Source organism: Vibrio sp. ER1A (genome assembly GCF_000733315.1).
GTDB lineage: Bacteria > Pseudomonadota > Gammaproteobacteria > Enterobacterales > Vibrionaceae > Vibrio > Vibrio mediterranei.
On record NZ_JPJA01000089.1, the window covers coordinates 17,396 to 40,752 of the forward strand.

Annotated in this window: 18 protein-coding genes; 12 read left to right on the plus strand and 6 right to left on the minus strand. The window is 46.0% G+C overall.

The genetic code is table 11. The features are described from left to right. The first annotated feature begins 10 nt into the window (after window positions 1-10). The 8 genes from HW45_RS17730 to HW45_RS17765 all read left to right on the plus strand — a co-directional run bounded on the left by HW45_RS17730 (window position 11) and on the right by HW45_RS17765 (window position 9,355). Window positions 11-466, plus strand: coding sequence for a hypothetical protein (locus HW45_RS17730; RefSeq protein ID WP_038228640.1), 456 nt, complete (start codon window positions 11-13; stop codon window positions 464-466). A gap of 150 nt (window positions 467-616) precedes the next feature. Further along, window positions 617-1,642: a dimethylarginine dimethylaminohydrolase family protein gene (locus HW45_RS17735; RefSeq protein ID WP_038228642.1), complete on the plus strand. Its 1,026-nt coding sequence runs from the start codon at window positions 617-619 to the stop codon at window positions 1,640-1,642. A 62-nt stretch (window positions 1,643-1,704) separates the two neighbouring features. Then, a complete protein-coding gene (locus HW45_RS17740) occupies window positions 1,705-2,223 on the plus strand; it encodes a transporter suffix domain-containing protein (RefSeq protein WP_038228644.1) in 519 nt (172 codons plus the stop codon). Between the two features lie 663 nt (window positions 2,224-2,886). Further along, a complete protein-coding gene (locus HW45_RS17745) occupies window positions 2,887-4,605 on the plus strand; it encodes a dipeptide ABC transporter ATP-binding protein (RefSeq protein ID WP_038228647.1) in 1,719 nt (572 codons plus the stop codon). An 85-nt stretch (window positions 4,606-4,690) separates the two neighbouring features. Further along, window positions 4,691-6,244 (plus strand): ABC transporter substrate-binding protein, encoded by a 1,554-nt coding sequence (locus HW45_RS17750; RefSeq protein ID WP_038228649.1) that lies wholly within the window; start codon window positions 4,691-4,693, stop codon window positions 6,242-6,244. A gap of 144 nt (window positions 6,245-6,388) precedes the next feature. Further along, window positions 6,389-7,366: an ABC transporter permease gene (locus HW45_RS17755; RefSeq protein ID WP_038228651.1), complete on the plus strand. Its 978-nt coding sequence runs from the start codon at window positions 6,389-6,391 to the stop codon at window positions 7,364-7,366. Between the two features lie 2 nt (window positions 7,367-7,368). Beyond that, window positions 7,369-8,313, plus strand: coding sequence for an ABC transporter permease (locus HW45_RS17760; protein ID WP_038228653.1), 945 nt, complete (start codon window positions 7,369-7,371; stop codon window positions 8,311-8,313). Between the two features lie 115 nt (window positions 8,314-8,428). Continuing rightward, on the plus strand, window positions 8,429-9,355 hold the full coding sequence (locus tag HW45_RS17765) for an SPOR domain-containing protein (protein WP_038228656.1): 927 nt from the start codon (window positions 8,429-8,431) through the stop codon (window positions 9,353-9,355). A 3-nt stretch (window positions 9,356-9,358) separates the two neighbouring features. Here the strand turns inward: HW45_RS17765 and HW45_RS17770 are convergent, their stop codons facing one another. From HW45_RS17770 to HW45_RS17790, 5 genes are all read right to left on the minus strand, one after another. Further along, window positions 9,359-10,375, minus strand: a complete 1,017-nt coding sequence (locus HW45_RS17770; protein WP_038228658.1) for an acyltransferase — start codon at window positions 10,373-10,375, stop codon at window positions 9,359-9,361. A gap of 115 nt (window positions 10,376-10,490) precedes the next feature. Then, window positions 10,491-11,990, minus strand: a complete 1,500-nt coding sequence (locus HW45_RS17775; RefSeq protein ID WP_038228660.1) for a glycoside hydrolase family 19 protein — start codon at window positions 11,988-11,990, stop codon at window positions 10,491-10,493. Window positions 11,991-12,257: 267 nt separating this feature from the next. Beyond that, on the minus strand, window positions 12,258-13,613 hold the full coding sequence (gene gorA / locus HW45_RS17780) for a glutathione-disulfide reductase (protein WP_006072074.1): 1,356 nt from the start codon (window positions 13,611-13,613) through the stop codon (window positions 12,258-12,260). Between the two features lie 220 nt (window positions 13,614-13,833). Further along, window positions 13,834-14,532, minus strand: coding sequence for a glutathione S-transferase family protein (locus tag HW45_RS17785; protein ID WP_038228662.1), 699 nt, complete (start codon window positions 14,530-14,532; stop codon window positions 13,834-13,836). Between the two features lie 218 nt (window positions 14,533-14,750). Continuing rightward, a complete protein-coding gene (locus tag HW45_RS17790; RefSeq protein ID WP_006072078.1) occupies window positions 14,751-15,590 on the minus strand; it encodes a 23S rRNA (adenine(2030)-N(6))-methyltransferase RlmJ in 840 nt (279 codons plus the stop codon). Between the two features lie 199 nt (window positions 15,591-15,789). Between HW45_RS17790 and prlC the strand changes: the two genes are divergently transcribed. Further along, a complete protein-coding gene (prlC, locus tag HW45_RS17795; RefSeq protein WP_006072080.1) occupies window positions 15,790-17,832 on the plus strand; it encodes an oligopeptidase A in 2,043 nt (680 codons plus the stop codon). Window positions 17,833-18,381: 549 nt separating this feature from the next. Continuing rightward, window positions 18,382-21,135 carry a cation-translocating P-type ATPase gene (locus HW45_RS17800; protein ID WP_006072081.1) on the plus strand — a complete coding sequence of 918 codons (2,754 nt, stop codon included), beginning with the start codon at window positions 18,382-18,384 and terminating at the stop codon, window positions 21,133-21,135. Window positions 21,136-21,308: 173 nt separating this feature from the next. Here the strand turns inward: HW45_RS17800 and asnC are convergent, their stop codons facing one another. Next, a complete protein-coding gene (gene asnC / locus HW45_RS17805; RefSeq protein ID WP_006072083.1) occupies window positions 21,309-21,770 on the minus strand; it encodes a transcriptional regulator AsnC in 462 nt (153 codons plus the stop codon). 148 nt (window positions 21,771-21,918) lie between these two features. Between asnC and HW45_RS17810 the strand changes: the two genes are divergently transcribed. Beyond that, window positions 21,919-22,698 carry a class I SAM-dependent methyltransferase gene (locus HW45_RS17810; protein ID WP_038228664.1) on the plus strand — a complete coding sequence of 260 codons (780 nt, stop codon included), beginning with the start codon at window positions 21,919-21,921 and terminating at the stop codon, window positions 22,696-22,698. 131 nt (window positions 22,699-22,829) lie between these two features. Next, entirely contained in the window at window positions 22,830-23,345 is a 516-nt protein-coding gene (locus HW45_RS17815) for a hypothetical protein (protein WP_038228666.1), read from the plus strand. Window positions 23,346-23,357: the final 12 nt, after the last annotated feature.

The window sequence follows — 23,357 nt, forward strand, 5'->3', positions numbered from 1 at the left end:
CCAGAGTAGTATGGATTTACGTTCAGAGTTTGAGTTTCTTGCTGAACTTAACTCGACTACGCTACCGTTCCGAAAAATACGTGCAAAGGTGATAGAAATGGGCTGTTTACGAAAGCTACCCTTCATTTTGGTGTTAATCGCCGCTCCCTCCTTACGTGCAGCAGACTATGTCGCTGAATTGCAACTCAATGTTGTGAATGTGTTTAGTGGTGATGTCATCATTGGGTTGCGAGAAAGCAAGTTGATTAAGAAAGACAAGCATACTCGCGTGGTGCTGGTCAGCGAGTCGTCAGTGGCAAACAATATTGCCGACTTGCATTACACCATTATCGAGCAAAGTAATAGTGAGCCGTTAAATTCGAATCAACTGCAATTGCCTAGCATGTCGACTTACGTGGGTAGTGAAGCGGGTGTTGAAGTTGAGGGTTTGGTTTCCTATCGAGTGGTGGTCAGGGCGGCGCGTTAGCCTCCTGTTCCAATTGTCTTCTTGTATCCTCCCAAAGTGAAAGCCTTTCACTGCGCAGAGTGTTTTTTGCACTTTAACCGACTGGGTTAACCTCAAATTGTTCATCGGAGAAAGGACTCTCTTTTTCTAACCCATTTGAGGAGTAATCCTATGTCGAAAATCTCAACACAAAACCAAGTCTATATACCAGCTGCAACCAAACACAGTTATGGAGAGTTCAACCTTTATGGAAAGCTTCAAGAGGTGATTGTGGGTTATAGCCAGAACTTCCGCCTGCCAGTACTGAAAGAAGAGGTAAAAGCAACATATCAGAGTGTACTTCAGTCCGACTTATATGATCTCTGTGAAAGAGCTGGAGGACAGTTACTTTCTCATGCTTCTCCGTCATTTTCTGCGGCCCTAGAGCGTGAGAATGATGCGTTGATCAAGGCGTTTCAGGGCTTTGGTGTACAGGTGCATCGGGCTAGGGAAGTGCCTGAAGGAGAGATAGCCGCGTGCCAAAGAACGAATGTCTTTACCCAAATCTTCGCTGCAGAACCTATTTGGGTGGTAGGTCGAAATGTTTTGGAGAATGTTTGGGCAAGCGATATGAGCTGGGCTTCTATTGCGCCAGTGCGAGAGCTTCATCAACCATTTATTGATGGTGATAACCACATTTTACACTACACGGCACCAAGGCCGACGCTAAGTCGAGATTATATTTATGAGGGGGGAGACGTGCTCAACCTAGGTGATGGAAGAGTGCTGGTGGCAACGGGCTCTTCATCAACTAACACTCGTGGCGCTGAGTGGGTTAAGCGCATGTTAGAACACGATGGTTACCAAGTATGTATCACAGAAGTGGAAGATACAGGAATCCATCACCTGTTCGCCGTTATGTGTGTGGCCGGCCCTAAACTTGTTATCGCCTATCGAGATGCCTTTCCAAACGGTCTACCTGAATTTATGGATGACTTTGATGTGGTATGGGCAAACAGAGAAGAAGCGCTGGCAACCGGGCCATGTGCAGTGATGCTTGATGAAAACCACATCCTAATGCCAGAAGAGACCCCAGCCCTCAATCGAAAACTGGAAGCAAAAGGGCTAACAGTTGTGACCGTTCCATTTGCTCATCACGCGAAGCTTTGTGGTGGAATACGCTGTAAGACGTCAGTGCTCCGCAGGGACATAAACTAGTCGCTTCCCCCTTCTATTTCCTCCCCTCATTCTAATATGAGGGGCAATAGGGTGTTCGTTATATGAAATTAGATTTTGGCGTTTTGTTCCGCTTAGTATTAGCTTATTTGCGAGTTAGCTTAGGCATAGTGGCGCTGTTGCTCGCTTTATCGAGTCCATTACTTATCCCCTTGATTAGTTCAATGGAGATTTGCAGCAGTAAAAAAGCACTACTTAGCGGTGCAATGATTTTTGGTGTACCTGAAGTGGCGACTATTGTCGCGCTGTGCTTGTTAGGCAAGGAGCGCCTGCAGCATATCAGAAATTGGTTTGTTAGACATTTACTGAAGCTCAAACCTAGCCGCCACTCGACAAGGCTTGGCTATTATGTGGGATTACTGCTGATGGTAGTGGCGGGCCCTGTTATGAATATTGTGCTGTTTTACTTTCCAACCTTTGGAGTGGACTGGATGGAATATCGAAAGGTAATAGCACTAGCTTGCGATATCACCTTTGTTGCGGCGATATTTATTGCGGGCGAACAATTGTGGAGGAAAATAGAAGCTATTTTCCGTTTTGAACCGACAACTACACTTCACTAAAACGTAATTACGGCGCTTGATGGGGGATTTGGACTGTTAAGTGCCATTACTACGGCTAAATCTTCAGTGGTTCGTCTATGAGAACTACCATTGAATAACATTTCCCCCATTCTTCATGAGTAAGAATTGGAGCTAAATTCTACCGATCGAACGATAGCCAGTATTTTGTTCAATATGCAGGGTTGTGACTTGTTGTAAATCACAATAGCGGAAAATACTGTGTAATCGAATTATCAAAGTGATCAGTGTATTAAATGTGATGAAGATCTAGAGTTTGGTGCTGCACTCTGTCATGTTACAAAATTTATGTTTCTATAGTGTTAAAACTACATCAGAATAAATATGCGGGTGGCATTAGTCATAAATATTGCCGATAACGTGAAGTTCGGCGTTTTATATTCGTTCTCTAGCACGAATTTCTGAGTGTACATCAACTTTTCATGCCACTTGTATCACTACTATATGTACTTAAACTGCATATATATTTATTTATACTGCTTTAGATTTGCTCAATTTCGAATTTTTATCCTATTTTTGTTGCTTTTCTGTGAAAGATTTGCCAAATTGATGCCCTTATAAATAGTCAGCAGAAAATGCTGCCTAAGAATGGATTCAATTTTTCAGACAGGGGCAGAAAGCTGCCAAAGCAGTAGAGGTCTGGTAATGTCACTATTAGAAGTAAAAGATCTTCGTATCGAATACCCATCACGCCATGGGGTACATGCCGCGGTTAAATCTTTGTCGTTCAATATTGAACGCGGCGAAATAGTTGGTGTGGTTGGGGAGTCCGGCGCGGGCAAATCAACGGTAGGTAACGCTGTTATCGATTTGCTTTCACCTCCTGGCGTTATTGCTAGTGGTGAGGTTTTCCTAGATGGAGAAAAAGTCTCTGGTTTAACGCCAGAAGCGATGCGCAAAGTTCGTGGCTCAAAAATCGGGTTTATATTCCAAGACCCAATGACCTCTCTCAACCCACTATTCACTGTTGAGCAACAATTAAAAGAAACCATCCATGCCAATATGAAGGTATCGGATGATGAAGCGTATCAACGCGCGCTCAATCTTATGAATCAAGTGGGTATCCCACAACCAGAAAACCGCTTGAAGCAATACCCTCACCAATTCTCTGGTGGTATGCGTCAGCGTGTGGTGATCGCTATCGCGCTTGCCGGCGAACCGGATCTTATCATTGCAGACGAACCCACGACGGCACTTGATGTATCGATTCAGGATCAAATCTTAGGTTTGATTCGCGATCTGTGCATCAAGAACAATGTTGGTTGTATGTTGGTGACGCACGATATGGGTGTGGTTTCTAACGTAACGGATCGCGTAGCGGTAATGTACCGTGGTGATTTGGTAGAGTTTGGGCCAACGGCAAAAGTACTGGGTGAACCTGATCACCCATACACACGTAGCCTGATTTCTGCAGTACCGCGTTCAGACATGAAACTCGATCGTTTCCCTCTTGTGAGCTACATCGAAGAAGCACATGAGATGGAACCGTTAGATGTTAAGAACCACTGGTTGGGTCAAAGCCAAGATCACCGTGATTATACTGGTCCGCTTCTTAACGTAGAAAACGTCAACCTACGCTTCGTTACTAAAGATTCGTTATTTGAAAGCCGACGTGAGTATGTTCAAGCATCAAACAACGTTAGCTTTGAAGTACATGAAGGTGAAACGTTTGGATTAGTGGGTGAATCGGGCTCGGGTAAATCGACCATTGCACGTGTGATTGCAGGTCTCTATGCGCCTAACTCTGGTAAAGTCACGTTTGAAGGTATTGACCTTACGTCGCTGAAGTCTGAGAAAGAGCGTCGTCCGATGCGTCGCCAGATGCAGATGGTGTTCCAGAACCCGTATACGTCGATGAACCCTCGTATGAAAATCTACGACATCATCGCAGAGCCGATTCGATTCCATAAACTGACGGCAAACGAAAGCGAAACCAAGCAAATCGTCGAAGACCTGCTTGAGCACGTAGGCCTCGGAAAAATGGCGGGAGTGAAGTATCCACATGAATTCTCAGGTGGTCAGCGTCAGCGTATTTCTATCGCGCGTGCACTAGCAACGCGTCCACGTTTGTTGATTTGTGACGAACCAACGTCGGCACTTGATGTATCGGTTCAGGCTCAAATACTTAACCTACTCAAAGATCTACAACAAGAACTTAATCTGACCATGCTGTTCATCAGTCATGACTTGCCGGTAATTCGTCAAATGTGTGACCGAGTGGGCGTGATGCAAATGGGTACGCTATTAGAAGTGGCACCGACGGAGCAGTTGTTTACTGATCCGCAGCATGAATACAGTCAGCACCTAATTTCCTTAATGCCTGAATTCAAAGGCTTAAGAGATGATGTAGCAAAAACGGCGTAAGCCTTACAATTCCCTATTGGGACTCGATAACAGAAGCAAACACAACAACAAGGGATCCGGATCCCCGCATGAAGGAGTTATGCAAATGAGAACCATGAAAAGCAAATTAGCAGTGGCGCTAATGGCAGCGGGCCTAAGTTTTAATACTCTGGCAGCAGATATCAAAGTTGGCTATGCAGCTGACCCAGTATCTTTAGACCCGCATGAGCAGTTGTCTGGTGGCACATTGCAAATGTCACACATGGTATTTGACCCACTCGTTCGTTTCACCCAAGAAATGGACTTCGAACCTCGTCTAGCTGAAAGCTGGGAACGTGTGAATGACACGACGGTTCGTTTTAAGCTACGTGAAGGCGTTAAGTTCCACTCTGGTAATGACCTAACAGCAGACGATGTTGTTTGGACATTTAACCGTCTTCAAAGCTCTCCTGACTTTAAAGCTATCTTCGACCCGTATGAGAAAATCGTTAAGGTTGATGACTACACGTTTGACCTAGTGACTAAAGGTCCTTACCCACTTGTACTGCAAACAGCGACGTACATCTTCCCTATGGATAGCAAGTTTTACTCAGGTAAAACGGCAGATGGCAAAGACAAATCTGAGCTAGTTAAGCACGGTAACTCTTTTGCATCGACGCATGTTTCTGGTACTGGTCCATTCATCGTAACGGCTCGTGAGCAAGGCGTTAAGGTTGAATTTGAGCGTTTCGCTGATTACTGGGACAAAGAATCTAAAGGTAACGTAGACAAGCTAACATTAGTACCAATCAAAGAAGATGCAACGCGCGTAGCAGCACTTCTTTCTGGCGGTGTTGATATGATTCACCCAGTTGCGCCAAACGACCACAAACGTGTAGCTAGCGCTGAAGGTGTTGATCTAGTGACGCTACCTGGTACGCGTATCATCACGTTCCAAATGAACCAAGAAAGCAACGAAGCACTGAAAGATGTTCGCGTTCGTCAGGCGATTGTTCACGCAATCAACAACGAAGGTATCGTTAAGAAAATCATGAAAGGCTTCGCAACAGCAGCTGGCCAGCAAAGCCCAACAGGCTACGTTGGTCACGACGATGCGCTTGTTCCACGTTACGACGTGAAAAAAGCGAAAGAGTTGATGAAAGAAGCTGGCTATGAAAATGGCTTCACGCTAACGATGATGGCACCTAACAACCGTTATGTGAACGACGCGAAAGTAGCGCAAGCAGCGGCAGCGATGCTGTCTAAGATCGGTATCAAAGTAGATCTTAAGACCATGCCTAAAGCGCAATACTGGCCAGAGTTTGATGTGTGTGCAGCAGACATGATGATGATCGGTTGGCACTCAGATACTGAAGATTCAGCGAACTTCAACGAGTTCCTAACAATGACTCGTAACGAAGAAACGGGTCGTGGTCAGTACAACTGTGGTCACTACTCAAACCCAGAAATGGATGCGATTGTTGAAGCAGCGAATGTAGAAACGGATCCTGCTAAGCGTGCTGAAATGCTGAAAGGCGTTGAGGCGACACTATACAACGACGCAGCATTCGTACCGCTACACTGGCAAAGTGAAGCGTGGGGCGCGAAGTCTAACGTGAAAGCAGCAGCAATTGTTAACCCAATGGTAATGCCTTACTTTGGCGACCTAGTGGTTGAATAATCACAAGTGATTGTGATGTAGGAGGGGAGTGTTCCCCTCCTCAATTCTCTCTACTCAGCTCAGTTTATTTCAGTCGGATTGAGCGGTTTTTAAGACTGAATGTTTCTCTCTCAATGAGATCTATGGATAGTTAAGGGGCAAGGAATGTTTTCGTTTCTGGTCAAGCGCCTGTTTCAGGCACTGATAGTGATGTTTGTGATCAGTTTGGTGGCGTTTGCCATTCAGGATAACCTGGGTGACCCGCTGCGTGAGCTTGTAGGTCAGTCGGTTTCGGAAGCAGAGCGTCAAGCACTGCGTGATGAGTTGGGCCTCAACGATCCTTTCGTAACAAAATACACTCGTTTTATTGGTGCAGCGCTGCAAGGCGATCTTGGCACTTCATACTTTTTCAAACGTCCTGCCGTTGAGGTTATTCTCGATAAGCTGGTGGCAACACTAGAGCTGGTATTCGGCGCGACGCTTATTATTATTTGTTTATCGATACCACTTGGTGTGTACTCGGCAATTCATCCAAAAAGTTTTTTTACCAAATTGGTGATGGCTGGCAGTAGTATTGGTATCTCGATTCCGGTTTTCCTAACGGCGATCATGCTGATGTATGTCTTCTCTATTGAGTTAGGCTGGCTACCTTCTTTCGGGCGTGGTGAAACTGCGAACGTGCTCGGTTGGGAGTCAGGATTCTTCACAATCGATGGCATTAAGCACCTTATCTTGCCATGTGTCGCATTGGCATCGATTATGTTGCCGCTTTTCATTCGCTTGGTTCGTTCTGAAATGTTAGAAGTACTGAGCTCGGAATACATCAAGTTTGCGAAAGCAAAAGGGCTACCTCTTAAAAAAATCTACTATCAACATGCCCTTAAAAACACGATGTTACCTGTTTTGACCGTTGGTGGTGTTCAGATCGGTACTATGGTGGCGTATACCATCCTGACTGAAACCGTCTTCCAGTGGCCTGGCACAGGCTTCCTTTTCCTTGAAGCGATTAACCGTGTAGATACACCATTGATTACCGCTTACGTTATTTTCGTTGGCCTTATCTTCGTGGTGACGAACACTATCGTTGACTTGTTGTACGGCTTGATTAACCCAACCGTGAACCTAACTGGAAAAGGAGCATAACCATGAGCCAAGCAAATGTAGCCGCTGCTCCTTCAGTGTGGGAGCGTTTTAAAAACTCGGACTTCTTGTATTACTTCAAGCGCGACAAAGTCGCTATGGCAAGTTTTACGGTCTTTATGATGTTCTTGGTGTTGGCACTAGCTGCGCCCGTCATCGCCCCTTCTGACCCATATGACTTATCGTCTATCGATATTATGGACTCGGAGCTGCCGCCATCTTGGATGGAAGACGGTGACGAGAACTTCGTATTAGGTACCGATGACCAAGGTCGTGATATTTTATCCACCATTCTTTATGGTTCTCGACTGTCTCTGACCATTGGTTTCCTAGCGGTAGGTTTACAGTTATTCCTAGGTATTGTGATTGGCCTATCGGCGGGTTACTTCGGTGGTCGTATCGATAGCTTCTTGATGCGTTTTGCTGATGTTCAGTTGTCGTTTTCAACCATGATGGTTGCGATCATTGTCTCTGCTATCTTTAAGGCCAGCTTCGGCACTGAGTTCTATAGCCAATATGCCGTGACCATGTTGGTCGTGATCATTGGTGTGGCTGAATGGCCGCAGTATGCACGTACTATTCGTGCCTCGGTTCTTGCAGAGAAAAAGAAAGAGTATGTAGAAGCAGCGCGAGTGATGGGCTTTAGAGCACCACGTATCATGTTCCGTCATATTCTGCCTAACTGTTTGTCGCCAATTTTGGTTATCTCAACGGTACAGGTTGCGAACGCTATCATGTCCGAAGCGGCGCTATCGTTCTTAGGTCTTGGTCTGCCAGTAGACCAGCCATCATTGGGCTCCTTGATCAGTATCGGCTTTAACTACATCTTCTCTGGTTCGTGGTGGATTACCGTGTTCCCAGGCATCGTTCTGATTACCTTAGTGTTGGTTATTAACCTACTAGGTGACTGGCTACGTGATGTATTCAACCCGAAAATCTACAAAGGGTGATCCAGAGTGATTGATTTTTAATCCCGATCGTCACTACACTAAGAGTCGCAGATAATTGCGGCTCTTTTTATTTGTGCCGCTGATAACAATAGCCAAGAGTGTTCAGAGGATGTTTATGAGCTCTTTAAATGGTGTAAAGGGATTAGGTTGTTTTTCGTTTAGTGCTTTATTGGGCACCTTGTTGTTAACCAGTAGCGTGGTTCCTTTACCAGTTTATGCTGAGGATGCGTTGTGTGACGCTTCCCAGCCCTCCACCAATGAACTGCCGGTTTTAGATAAATCCTGTCCGATTGGAAATGGGATTTGGAGCAATGACGTTCCTGTGAGCGCAACATCGCTTTATTGGATTCAGTGCGGCATTCTTGATGCCCCCATGGCGCTAGCTCAAGCGAAAACCTTGTACGCCAAAATCACCACCGATGTGTGGATGCTGCCTCAGAAAAATAGCTATCGTTGTCTGATTGGTCCATACAGCGATGCTGAGATCGCCAAGCAAGAGCTTGTTCAAGTCAAAGCCTTATCTGGTTATCGTGATGCTTTTATCCGCCAAGTGGAACGCAACGCTTCTGCCAACACACCTCAACGTACTGCCAAAGTGACGCAGCAAGTACCCGCTAAAACGCTTGCATCCAAGCCAGTAGCAAAAGAGATTGAGAAGCCAGTGAAGAAAGCTGAGAAGATAACGCCTCTTGCGACCAGTGTTAAGGTTTCATTGAATGTTCGGTTAAACGCTGAAGTTAATGGACAGCGTTATAGTGTGCCTTATATCGCTAACAGCAGTCATCAGTTCTATATGGAACATGATAAAGCGTGGAACCGCTTGAGTTATCAGTCTGCCATAAAGGTATGCAGTGACCTTGATATGCATTTGGCAAGTAATGAAGACTGGCAAGCCTTGGTAAAATCACAAGTGATGCAGAAAAACCATTGGCCACTGCAAATGCCATATTGGGGAGATGGTCAGAAAGGGCTGTTCACTAATGGCAAAGTATCACCGCTAAAAGGTAATACTTTGCTCAATGTAGTGTGTGTGGGCAAATAACCTTTAAGGCAACAACCAACGAGTCTTGCTGCTGAGTGATAACAACCAACTGGTTGCTAATGCCAAACTGCCGCTGACAATAACCCAAAATGGAATCATATAGATTGGGTGACCTTGATGTAGGCCGAGTTCGTTCATCGGCCACAGGAATAGCGGGTGAAGAATATAAATACCCAAGCTGTATTTACTAATAAAGCTCACCACTTTCTTGGCTCCTGGCCAAAGCTTGTCGGCGTAGGCTTTGCAGACAATAAATATCATGCTGGCTGCTAGGACGGTGTTTAGAGTCTTGTAAGAGAACCAGCGCCCAACATAATAACGACCTTCTTCAATACTTCCTTGAACTACCATATAACTGCTCAGCGCCATTGCGCTGACACCCAGAATAATGGACACAGCAACCACACCTTGGCTTGCTGGCAGTTTTTGATACAGGATATAGCCCAGAGGCAATAAGCCCATATAAAGCCAGAATTGCTCGCTCCAAGGTCCATCAACTCTTAATAAGAACAACAGCGTAGTGAGTAACCAAAGGCCGGTAAATGCGTAAAGTGCACTATCATCAAACTTGCGAACGAACACCTGCAAGAACGGGATCGCCACATACAGCGGAATAAAGTAGTAAAAGAACCCAAGATGGTAATAGGTCTGATGGTGATAGCTCTCATATAAGACTTCTTTAACCGTATTGCCGTTAAAGCCTTCAATGGTCCATCCGGATAAGTAAGCGTAGAAAAGTGACCATGCGATAAATGGAATCAGCACTTTACCGAGACGACGAGACAGATAATATTTCATATCAAACGGTCGTTTGTCGTTGAGCATGAGAGCGCCGGTTATCAAAATAAACACCGGGACTGCCCAGCGACTGAATCCATTAAAGGTGATAGCGGTAACCCATTCGCCCATAGGGATCTGTCCGAGTTCATGACGGTAAGGGCCTAGCGCATGAATAATGATGACAGCGAGTGCCGCCACACAGCGCATGGCATCGAAGAAAAATATGTGCTTTTTATCCATTAATAACTCCTTACAGTCTTTAGAAACTATAAGAAATATAATCAGGTGCGGGAAGAGTACTTAGATAAAAGTTGTGTAAAAACTGCTCCATACAGAGCAGCTTTTACTGGTTTGATCACGCTGAAGGGCAAACGACTTCACCCCAGAACCAGTTTGATTGTGTGGGTGACTCCCAAACACCAGGGTTGTTCTTAGCAATAAAACACTTTCCTTGGTAGCTTACGATATCGCCATTGCTGACAGATGTACTACCCGGAACCCAAGTAATTAGATTAATTTCAGGTGACGTGGTGGTGCTTCCACCACTATTCCCGTCGCCAGTACCTCCATTGCCGTTATCTGTTGGGAGGAGAGTGTCCACAATTCGCACTTCTGGCCAATTGGCGTGGGAGCCATAAAAGTTGGTGACGCATTTTTCATAGTCACCGGGTACGAGAGCAGAGTAAGCAGTTTGGTAGCCGACCAAGTTACATTCAAAAGAGACGCCTTCAGGACGGTCAGCATGATAAGCCCAACTGGCTTCCCAGTTAGTATAAAGTACATCTGTTGCGCCGTTTAAGTTCAAGCTTCCATAAGGGGTTTGTTGCCAACACGTATTGGTCTCGTCGGCTTCAATGGGAATCTGATAGTGTGCAGCGAGCCCTTCCCAGTAACGAATTCGGTTAACTGGCTGCCCTTTGTTTTTATTCTGCTCCCCACATTCAATACCACCATTGATGATGTTGATGGTGGTACCAAACCCATAGCCAATACCAGCCTCTACTTCTCGCTGAGATGGGACCCAAGTTCTATCAATAACATGCAACATGGCGGGCTTTGGTGCTTGTGGCGTTAAGAAAAACCAGATAGCAGAGGCGAGGTTTAACCACGAGTCAGCCACAAGCGCTGGGTTATCGAGTAACACCGTTGCATCACCATCAAACATCACTTCAGAAAAAGGACCGTAGTTGAAGTGGTAAGAGAGTTGTTTAGCGCCACGACCAAAATAGCCTTGGTTGGCGGCGCAAGGCCAACGTTTGTTTTGCCAATCATTCTGACCACACCCCGTGGTATAGCCTGGCTGTCCTTCGGACCAACCCATTTCGCGCACATGAACCAGTGCTTGCTGCCATTCTTCGAGAGCTAAAGGATTATCCCAAGAGTTATCCTTGGCGATGTGACCACCGGTTTCTTGGGAAAAATGGGCGAAGGCGGTCACGATGGAACGCTTACAAATAGCATCGGCATCTCGATTGTCGCTATAGTCACCACAAAACGCTGGAAATTTACCAATAGCCTGTAAAAAGTGCTGATAGGTGTACTCTGGCGCAGCCATATGAGTGAGAAAGTCCCATTCATCACGTGGGAAGACTCGCTCAGCCCGTTTTACGTTACTTGGGTTGGTTGCTAAGCCTGCATTAATCGAATCCACGACAGAGTTTGAGGCTGTCTGCAATGCCTCAGCCCACACACTGTACATGGGGTTGCCAGTTTTGCTTGCTTCACTATTTTGTATGTCGATACGGGCAATAATATACCCGGTTGGATTTTGTGGATCGGGGTGCGGGTTCACTGCAAGGCTAGGTAAGCTCATGTAGGCAGTGCTCGCTGCCATAAGCCATCGAGAGGTTTTCATCTGACGTTCCTTTTCAATATTATTTATCTTCGCTAGATAGATTCACTTGTAGTGAGAAGGCGTTACTTTCTAGCGCAACAAACTATAGAAAAGGCCATGGAAGAGTGATCGTGAAACCCATGAATTTCGTGCTTGATGCTTTCTCTATGCGAGGCATTTCAAACCTTACTTGAGTGGCTAAGGTGAAACTCTCGTTGAAGTGTGCAATGACTCTAAAACAAAAAAGCCCAGCATGAGGTGCTGGGCTTTGAAAATAGAGTGTATGCGTTAACGCATCGTCACGAATTCCTCGGAACCCGTTGGGTGAATTGCCACGACAGAGTCGAAGTCTGCTTTGGTCGCGCCCATCTTCATCGCAACGCCAAAACCTTGAATCATTTCATCAACAGTAAAACCGATGCCGTGCAAGCCAACAACCGTCTCTTCTGGGCCAGCACAAACCAGTTTCATCTTACATGGCTGGCGATGCTTGGTTACTGCTGTGTACATAGCAGTGAAGCCAGAGGTGTAGACTTTGATGTTATCTTTGCCGTACTTCTCTTCCGCTTGTTGTGTGGTTAGGCCGATGGTGCCGATAGGTGGATGACTGAATACCACAGTTGGTACTAGGTCGTAGTCCATCTTCGCATCTGGTTTGTTGTTAAATAGGCGCTCAGAAAGCTGACGACCTGCTTTAACGGCAACTGGAGTGAGCTCAATGCCGCCTTCCATGATGTCACCAACACAGTAAATACCATCTACATTCGTGGTTTGGTACTCATCGACTTTGATGTAGCCACGATCGTTGGTTGCCACACCTGTAGCACCAAGATTAATTGCATCTGTCGCTGGGTGACGACCGATTGCCCAAATCAAGGTATCAACATTTTGGCTCTCACCGTTTTCAAGATGTAGCGTTAGGCTACCGTCCGCCTCTTTAACCACTTCTTTAGGCACGGAGTGGGTGTGCAGCGTTGGACCTTCGGTATTCATTACTTCAACCAACGTCTCGATGATCATTGGGTCAAAGCTACGTAGAGGTGATTCTTTACGGCAGAATAGGTGAGTTTCTGTACCTAGTGCGTGTAGTACACCTGCGATTTCTACTGCAATGTAGCCTGCGCCGATAACTGCAACGCGTTTTGGCTGCTCGCTTAGCTCAAAGAAACCATTAGAATCGATGCCGTATTCTGCGCCTGGAATATTTGGAATGGTTGGACGACCACCAACGGCAATAAGGATGTGATCAGCTGTGTAGTGCTCGCCGTTCACTTCGACAGTTTTCGCATCAACAAACTTAGCAAAACCACGAATGACATTAACTTTGTTGTTGCCAAGCACGCGATCGTAAGATTGGTGAATACGGCCAATGTATGCTTGGCGGCTCTCAACCAGTTTGCTCCAATCGAAGCCTTTAACGTCGACATCAAAACCATAGTCTTCTGCGTACAGGTTCATCGCTTCAGCAACTTGTGCACCGTGCCACATGACTTTCTTTGGCACACAGCCAACGTTTACACAGGTACCGCCAAGATCTTGAGCTTCAATCAGCGCGACCTTCGCGCCGTACATTGCCGCACGGTTAGCAGATGCGATACCGCCGCTGCCACCACCAATACAGATATAGTCAAAATGCGTTGCCATTACGTTCTCCGAGAGCTTATTAATTTTATGATTGCTAGTAACAGATACATTGGGGTGAAGAGTAGGGAACTCAATATCATCGCAATGTTTTGTTAAGAATCGCTATCCATACTATAAATCGAGTCTAGCAACTTTCTCCAATGGGAAAAAGCAGAGTTAATTATGAGTAATAACGATTAATGACGAGATAAGAGGGCATTACGCCCTCTATAAAAGTCGCTTAGCCACAACAGCTTGATGTTGAGCAATCTTGTTTAGCCTGTACGTCTTTTCCAGTAGCAAGGTAAGTATTAGTTAGGTAGAAATCAGCAAACCGCGTTTCAAAGTCGCTAGAGACGGTCTTCTCGACCAATCCTGATTCCATGATGTTGCGTTGCCACGCTTGCATTTTTGGCAGTCCGCAGAAAAAATCATAACCTGAATGCGCTTTAACAATCGCAGCGCGATGCAAGAGTGGTAACCACGCCATATCAACATTACTGAAGGTGTCCGACTTGAAGAACTTGGTGTTGCCAGATAGCTGGTTCTCTGCCTTTTGGAATGCTTTAATCAGCTTTTCCGCACGCTCTTCAAAGGTCTCTTTATCTTTGCTACTCATTGTGCCGCATTGAGCAAGGTAGTGTTTAGAGCCTAAATAGCTCCATGCACGATCGAGTGCGCGCTGCTCGTTACTCACGTCTTGCTCAATCGGACCATATTCATCTTCGATGTATTCAATGATAGCGTCTGATTCAAACAAAGCGGTACCTGATTCCGTGACCATCACTGGCACCTGACCATTGGGTGAGATATCTAGGAACCATTGTGGCTTGTCTTTTAGGCTGATGTATTCAATCTCATAGGGAATGCGTTTTGCTTCCAGTGCAGCAGTGACACGTTGGACAAAAGGACAAATCTTAAAGCTAACAATCTTAATCATCTGGGTTTTCCTCACTAGGCTATTAGGGTGTACTCATTGCACATGGCTTCTGTACTTTCACTAGTAAGACGCGGGAGGCGAGAGAAAGACGAAAATAATTTCAATAAAGTCGAAATATTTTCTGGAGAGCTAAAAATAAGCACAATTAAGAAAGGCGCAATATTGCTTTAAAACAATTGATTACGCCTTTTCTTGAGATTAGAAGTGTTTCCCAAAAATTATTCTGGGACAATCCACTCCACTTTAAAGTGGCCTGTTGCTGGAGCGATCTTGTCTTTAAGGTACGGCAAAATGGCATTCATTTGCTGCTCTAGCTTCCACGGTGGGTTGATGACAATCATGCCCGAAGCTGTCATTCCGCGTTCGTTAGTATCTGGTGAGACACCAAGTTCGATTTGCAAAATCTTGCGAATACCAAGACCTTCTAAGCCTTCAATCATATCGTCGATATCATAGCGATTGACCACAGGGTACCAAATCGCATAAATACCCGTTGCCCAGCGTTTATAACTTTGGGCAATGGCCGTCACGACATCACGATATTCACGAGCGAGTTCATAAGGTGGATCGATCAAGACCAAACCACGGCGTTCTGCTGGTGGCAAGCTGCCTTTTAAGCGCTTAAAACCGTCTTCTTTAAAGATTTTGACTTGACGGTCACGATGGAATTCTTGCTCAAGTAATGGAAAGTCGCTTGGGTGTAATTCTGTTAATACCATACGGTCTTGAGGACGCAAATGGGCACGCGCCACACGAGGAGAACCTGGGTAATAACGCAGTGTGTCGCTGTTGTTCAGTGTCTCTATCGATTCAATGTAGCTGGCGATATCTTCAGGAATGTCGGCATTTCCCCAAATACGACCGATGCCTTGCTTATATTCACCAGTTTTCTCAGACCATTCGTGGGTAAGGTCATAACGGCCTACGCCCGAATGAGTATCGTGATAAACGAATGGCTTTTCCTTGTTTTTTAGTGAATTAAGGATAAGACTTTGTACTATGTGTTTAACCACATCGGCATGGTTACCCGCGTGAAAACTGTGACGATAGCTCAGCAAAATAAAGACTCTGTTTAACAATAATGGACGGATTATAACCTCTTCTGACGAGAAGCGGCAGAGGAGTTGGTGTTTTGAATCACCGTAATTGAATCTCGAAGGATTGAAATTTCTCTTTCGAGACTACATTTATCTATTAATTACGCTCACTTGCCTTCCAATGAAGTGAGGGAATCCAATAACTAAAAAGGGACGCTGCATGGCAAATCCACTACTGACGTTTACCGACTTACCTCCTTTTTCTCAAATTAAGCCTGAGCATGTGAAACCAGCCGTTGAACAAGCGATTGAGGCATGCCGAGCAAAAATAGACGAAGTGCTTGAAGGTAATACCAACCCGACTTGGGACAATGTCGTTGCGCCAATCGAGCAAATTGATGACAAGCTTAGCCGCTTATGGTCACCTGTGAGCCATATGAACTCAGTGATGAACAGTGATGAATTGCGTGAAGCGTATGAAAGCTGCCTACCAATTCTTTCTGAATACGGCACTTGGGTGGGGCAGCACAAGGGGCTGTATGAAGCGTACAAAGCGATCAAAGCCAGTGACGCGTTTAACACGCTTTCCCAAGCGCAACAGAAAACCATCAAAGATTCACTGCGTGATTTTGAGTTGTCTGGTATTGGTCTGCCAGCTGATGAGCAGCATCGCTATGGTGAAATCAGCAAGCGTATGTCTGAGCTAGGCTCGCAATTCTCTAATAATGTCCTAGATGCCACCATGGGTTGGACTAAGCACATTACTGATGAGAAAGAGCTAGCCGGTATGCCAGAATCGGCACTCGCGGCGGCAAAAGCGGCAGCTGAGGCGAAAGAGTTAGAAGGTTATCTACTGACATTGGATATTCCGTCTTACCTCCCAGTTCTAACCTACTGCGATAACCAAGAGCTACGTAAAGAGCTGTACGAAGCCTACGTGACGCGCGCTTCTGATCGCGGTCCAAATGCGGGTAAATGGGACAACACTGAGATTATCGCTGAGCAACTTAAGCTGCGCCATGAAATCGCCCGCTTGCTTGGCTTTGGTACTTATAGTGAAAAGTCACTGGCGACCAAGATGGCAGAAAGCCCAGCCCAAGTGCTTGGCTTCCTCAATGATCTTGCGACTAAAGCTAAACCTCAAGGTGAGCGTGAAGTAGAAGAGCTACGCCAGTTTGCTGAAAAAGAGTTCGGCGTGACAGAGCTAAACCTTTGGGATATTGCTTACTACAGTGAGAAGCAAAAACAGCACCTGTTCCAATTCTCTAATGAGGAGCTGCGCCCTTACTTCCCAGAATCAAAAGTGGTCAGCGGGCTGTTTGAAGTGCTAAACCGCGTCTTCGGGATGCAGATTAAAGAGCGTGAAGGGGTGGACACTTGGCATGAGTCAGTACGCTTCTTCGATATTTTTGATAGCACTGACACACTGCGCGGTAGCTTCTATCTTGATCTGTATGCGCGTGAGCACAAACGTGGCGGTGCGTGGATGGATGAGTGTCGTGTGCGACGCACCGATCTTGACGGTGAACTGCAAACACCAGTGGCGTATCTAACGTGTAACTTCAATAAGCCAGTCGGCGGTAAACCTGCCATGTTCACTCATGATGAAGTCGTGACTCTGTTCCACGAAACAGGTCATGGTATTCATCATATGTTGACGAAGATTGATACGGGGGCGGTGTCAGGCATTAACGGTGTTCCTTGGGATGCAGTTGAGCTGCCAAGTCAGTTCCTAGAGAACTGGTGCTGGGAAGAAGAGGCACTTGCGTTTATCTCTGGCCACTATGAGACAGGCGAGCCGCTACCTAAAGAGATGCTCGACAAAATGCTAGCGGCGAAAAACTTCCAATCTGCGATGTTTATTTTGCGTCAGCTTGAGTTTGGTTTGTTCGATTTCACGCTGCACACAGAATATGATCCAGACATCGGTGCACGCGTGCTAGAGACTCTGGCAGAAGTGAAGTCGAAAGTAGCCGTACTTCCAAGTCTTGAATGGAACCGTTTCTCACACAGCTTTGGTCATATCTTTGCGGGAGGTTATAGCGCGGGTTACTACAGCTACTTGTGGGCAGAAGTGTTGTCTTCCGATGCCTATTCACGTTTTGAGGAAGAAGGCATCTTCAATAAAGAAACAGGACAAAGCTTCTTGAATAACATCCTTGAAATGGGTGGCAGTGAAGAACCAATGGAGCTATTTAAGCGCTTCCGTGGTCGTGAGCCGGAGATCGATGCTCTATTACGTCATTCTGGCATCAGTGCGTAGTATCTAATTGAAGTAATATTTGGAGCCCTTAATCTTTGATTGAGGGCTTTTTTATTATGTTGAGAAAGCGAATTTTACCGGCTGAGCCAATAGTTAAGTTGGTAGAAAAGACCGTTAAGATGATATATCTCCCCAATTGAATAACTATTGAATAGCGATTAATAATCGATAATTCGTCATCAAAACCTTCCGACCTTGATCAAGGTCCGTCGTGTAAACAAGTTTCAATGTTCGAAAAAACAGAAGTGTTATTTCAGTGAAAATTAGGTGTTATTAAAATCTGCTTACAATGAATAATTAGTTCTAAGCTCTGAATAAAAAACTAGTTTGTTTTAAGTCAAAGAATCGTCCTAGAGTGCATGTAAGCGCTCCGAAAGTTAATTACAAGCCTATTTGGTTTCGGGTAATTTATTTTTACTCATCGCTTACGCATTAATTGTTAATAAACATGCAAACAGCGTTGAGATTTTAAAAATTTATATTCAGCGATTGCTTTTTATCGGTTTGCCATTCTACCGGTGTCGACTGAATTTATTCGGAGTATCCCCTATGACTAAAAAGTGGTTCACTGAAACCGTTGAGAATACCCAGCAGATGATGGGTGTAGCGCCAGAGCAAGGTTTGTCTTCACAAGAAGCGGCGGAGCGTCAATCTCAGTACGGTAAAAACGAACTTCAAGAAAAGGCAGGAAAATCTGCGCTTGAACTCTTTGCTCATCAATTTAAAAACCCACTGATCTTCATTCTAGGTGTGGGTGCCATTGTTTCCTATTTCACCGGACACTTAGTGGATGCTATCGCGATTACCGCGATCATCTTTATCAATGCGCTTATCGCATTCTGGCAAGAATTCAAAGCTCAGAAAGGGATGGAAGCGCTGCGCCAAATGGCCGCACCGTCTGCACAAGTGAAGCGTGATGGTGAATGGATTGATATTCCAGCGAGCGACATCGTGCCTGGTGATATCTTAAAAATCAGCACAGGTGACATCCTAGCGGCTGACGTTCGTATCTTAGAAGCTAATCGTCTGTCTATCGATGAAGCGGCACTGACAGGTGAATCTGAGCCGGTAGATAAAACGGCTAAAGTGATTGACGACGAAACGGTAGGTCTTGGTGACCAGTTAAACATGGGCTTTATGACTACCATGGTTACGTCGGGCACGGGTCTAGGTTTAGTTGTGGCGACAGGTATGCAGACCGAAGTAGGTCACATTGCCGACCTGATGGCGAACACTGAAGAAACTAAGACACCAATGCAAGAGCGTATGGATACCATCGCCAAGACTTTGATGCTAGTTGCGCTTGGCGTAGTAGCAGTAGTGTGTGCGATTGGTCTTTATTATGGCATGCCTTGGCTAGAGATCTTAAATACAGGTATCTCACTGTCGGTAGCCGCTATTCCTGAAGGTCTTCCTACGGTTATCACTATTGTTCTGACCATGGGTTCTACTCGTATGGTGAAGAATAATGCTCTGGCTAAGCAGTTGGCGGCGATAGAGACTTTAGGTTCTACTACAGTTATCTGTTCAGATAAAACAGGTACGCTCACTCAAAACCAAATGCAGGTAATGAAGGCGTATGATGCAAGCGGTCGTTACTGGGAAGTAAGTGGTAAAGGCTTCAGCCCTGAAGGTCAATTTAAGCCGCTATCGCACAGCACAGATGCAAAGCAAAGCCCAGAGATGATGAAAGGGTTAGTAGTTGCAACATTATGTAATGACTCTGAATACATCATGGATGGCGACAAGTCGACGGTTCGTGGTAACCCAACAGAGGGCGCCTTGATTGTGGCGGCGGCGAAGGCGGGTCTTAACCAATCTGAGATGCTGACTTCAGGCGGCTATTCAATTGTTGAGAAGTTCCCATTCGACTCTTCTCGTAAGATGGCATCAGTGATTGTCAAAGATCCAGAGGGTAACCATTTCCTAGCGATTAAAGGTGCACCAGATGTGATTCTTCGCAATGCTGCAGGCTTTATGGTTGATGGTATGCCAGTAGACCACACACCAACCGCGACAGACGGCAACTTAGCGCTAGCGGCAAGCCCGAGCGAAGAGATTGTGGCGAACTATGAAGCGGCGATTGAGAACTTTGCTCAAGATGCATTACGTACGCTAGCGGTTGGCTATAAAGCGTTATCTGAAGCTGACCTTGAGCGTGACCATAGCGAGCTTGAGAAAGACATTACTGTGCTTGGCCTATACGGCATCATGGATCCACCGCGTCCTGAAGTACGCGATGCCATTGAAAGCTGCTACCAAGCAGGGGTAAGAACGGTAATGATCACCGGTGACCACGCGCTAACTGCCGCGGCGATTGCTCGTGATATCGGTATCATCCGTAGTGAGAAAGACTTGGTTGTGACGGGTGCAGAGCTCGATGAGATGGACGATGATAAGCTTCGTCAAATCTGTCCAGAAGTTGCGGTATTTGCCCGTGTAACGCCAGAGCATAAGTTACGTATCGTTCAAGCTCAACAGTTCAACAACGAAGTGGCTGCGATGACAGGTGATGGTGTGAATGATGCGCCAGCACTGCGCCGCGCAGACATTGGCGTTGCCATGGGTATTACTGGTACGTCGGTTGCGAAAGACTCAGGTGACCTTATCTTACTGGATGACAACTTCAGCACTATCGTGAAAGCGGTACGCCAAGGTCGTCAAATCTTCGATAACCTTCGTAAGTTCATCCGTCAGGCTCTGACAGCGAACGTTGGTGAAGTATCGGTAATTCTGTTCGCATTCTTAATGATGGGACCAGAAGCTATCTTGCCGCTAACACCGCTAATGATTCTATGGATCAACTTGGTATCGGACGGTCTACCAGCACTAGCGCTAGGTGTTGAGCCAGAAGAGAAAGATCTGATGGAGCGTAAGCCTCGCAAACGTAACGAGAGCTTCTTCAGTGACCACCTAGGTACTCGTATCCTAACTCGTGGTCTGGCACTAGGTGGCATGAGCTACATGGCGTTTAACTGGGCACTGACGAACGGCTTCTCAGCGAACTACGCACAGACAATGGCATTTGCGATGCTGGTGTTTGCTCAGCTATGGCACCTATTTGACTCACGTACCTTTACGTCGCTATACCGCAGAAACCCATTCACTAACCCGTATCTACTAGGTGCGGTAGCGGTGTCAGCGATTCTATCGCTAGGGGTTATTTATACCGGTCTAGGTCAGCTAATCTTCAACACGGAAGCACTAGCAGCAGGTCACTTATTCGGTGTCGTTATGGCAGCATCACTACCGACGCTGGTTATGTCTGCAGTGAAAGAAGCAACGAAGACTAAGTGGGTTTAATCCTTCACTTGGGATAGTAAAAAGGCGCTCTAAAGAGCGCCTTTTTTTGGGTTGGTGGGGCTTTGGAGTAGACCCCTGCCTGCGCAGGGGGGACGGACTTAAAAGTATATTTCCTCAAAATGTTCCGTCATTCCGCTAGCTTCGCAGGAATCTACATACGGCGCACACAACCCTTAAGGATTCACATTGCGACTAATCGGGTTCTGCAACGAGATCAACGTCTCCGTCGATTGTACTTCTTCAATCGCTTGCAGTTTATCGATTAACACGTGCTGCAACTCCTCAATTGAGCGACACATCAGCTTCACGAAGATGTTATATGCACCTGTGGTGTAGTAGGCTTCAACCACTTCATCCAAGGCATTTAGTTTCTCTAGTGCAGAATGGTAGTCACGCGCAGCGTAAAGGTTAATACCGATAAAACAGCACACGTCGTAGCCGAGTTTTTTGGTATTCACGACCACTTCGGTACCTTCGATAATTCCAGCGGCTTTCATCTTTTCAATGCGCACATGGATAGTGGCAGGGCTGACATCGAATTGCTTCGCCATCTCTGCATAGGGGCGACGGGCATCTTCCATCAGTGTTTTTAGGATCGCTTTGTCGAGGTCATCAAGTCCATTAGTGGCATGCATATCGAGTCCTAGGTTATGGTCGTATTGATGGGGCTAAAGCTTATCACTATTTCCATCTGGTCGTCTTTGTGCGGATCACGGTTATTGGTCACCGTTGCGACTTGAGGTAAACTTGCGCGCTATACCTTAGCCTTATTCGGAGCCTATCTTGCAAATCCAACTTATCTGCGAACATGAGCCACGCCAACAACAGCTACTGGATCTTGCCAGTCGTTGGGGCTTAACGGCGTGCCAATCGTCTGAGTTCGCTCTGGTTTTAACTGAAGAAAGGCTAGAACTACGCAAGTTGGATGAGCCTAAACTAGGCGCTATCTTTGTTGATCTTGCTGGTGGCGCGGTGGCTCATCGTCGTAAGTTTGGCGGTGGTAAGGGACAGGCTATTGCTAAAGCTGCAGGGTTAAATAAAGGTGCGACACCCACCGTTCTTGATGGAACGGCAGGTCTGGGCCGAGATGCCTTTGTACTCGCTTCTCTGGGTTGCAAAGTACAAATGGTAGAAAGACACCCGGTAGTGGCCGCATTACTTGATGACGGTCTTTCACGTGCCAAGCAGGATGAAGAAATCGGAGAGTGGGTCAGCGAGCGAATGTCTCTGCTGCACGCATCAAGCTTGGAAGCTTTGGATTCCCTCGCCAATGACAGCCAGTTTGAACGCCCCGATGTCGTTTACCTTGACCCGATGTACCCGCATCCAGAAAACAAGAAAAAATCTGCTCTGGTAAAAAAAGAGATGCGAGTTTTCCAGTCTTTGGTCGGCGCTGATACAGATGCCGATGGGTTACTGGAGCCAGCTCTGAAGCTTGCGACTAAGCGGGTTGTGGTGAAACGTCCTGATTACGCCAATTGGCTGGATGAGAAAAAACCGACAATGGCGATTGAAACTAAAAAAAATCGTTTTGATGTTTATGTCAACGCATCAATGAGTTAACGCTCTTCATTTGTTTTTTTGAGTAATTTGCTCGTTGTAACTGGAGCAAGTTACTTGAAACTGCCCGCATTAGACGTTATATCTAACTAAGAATCATTCCTGTTTTCGTTGTCTGGGTGTTGGAGAGTGGTATGAGTAAGCGTCTGTGTAAGTTAAATCGTCGTGATATTAGCGACAACCTCGGTGAAATACACCGCTTAGTCACTGAGCCTAAATATTTATGCCGCTCCTGTTCCCGTTCTTCTGTGGACAAATCAACGCTGTGCAAGCCTGCCGCGATTCCTCCTGCCTCTTGTCAAAATAAGCCAGTTCACGAGCAACAGCAATGTGGTGTTCTTGCTGAAGCTTTACCTCAAGTTCACCCTGCTAAGTTGGAGAAGACCTCAGAGAAAAAAGTCAGCAATACCTCAGTGTTAGAGGCAAATTTGATTGATTCAGAGATGATGGACGTAGTGGACAAAAAAGCTGTAAAACGAGCCAAGAAGGCCCTAAAGGCACAGAAAAAAGCTCAGAAGAAGTTGCTGAAAGTACTCAAGAAGAGCCAAAAGCTCGCTCGTAAACAGAGTAAGTTGGAACAGAAGTATCAGCTCGCGGCCAATGTGGTTGAGAAGCAGGTTGTTAAAGTGCAGCCAGAACAGCTGCACTAGTTTTCTCTAGAT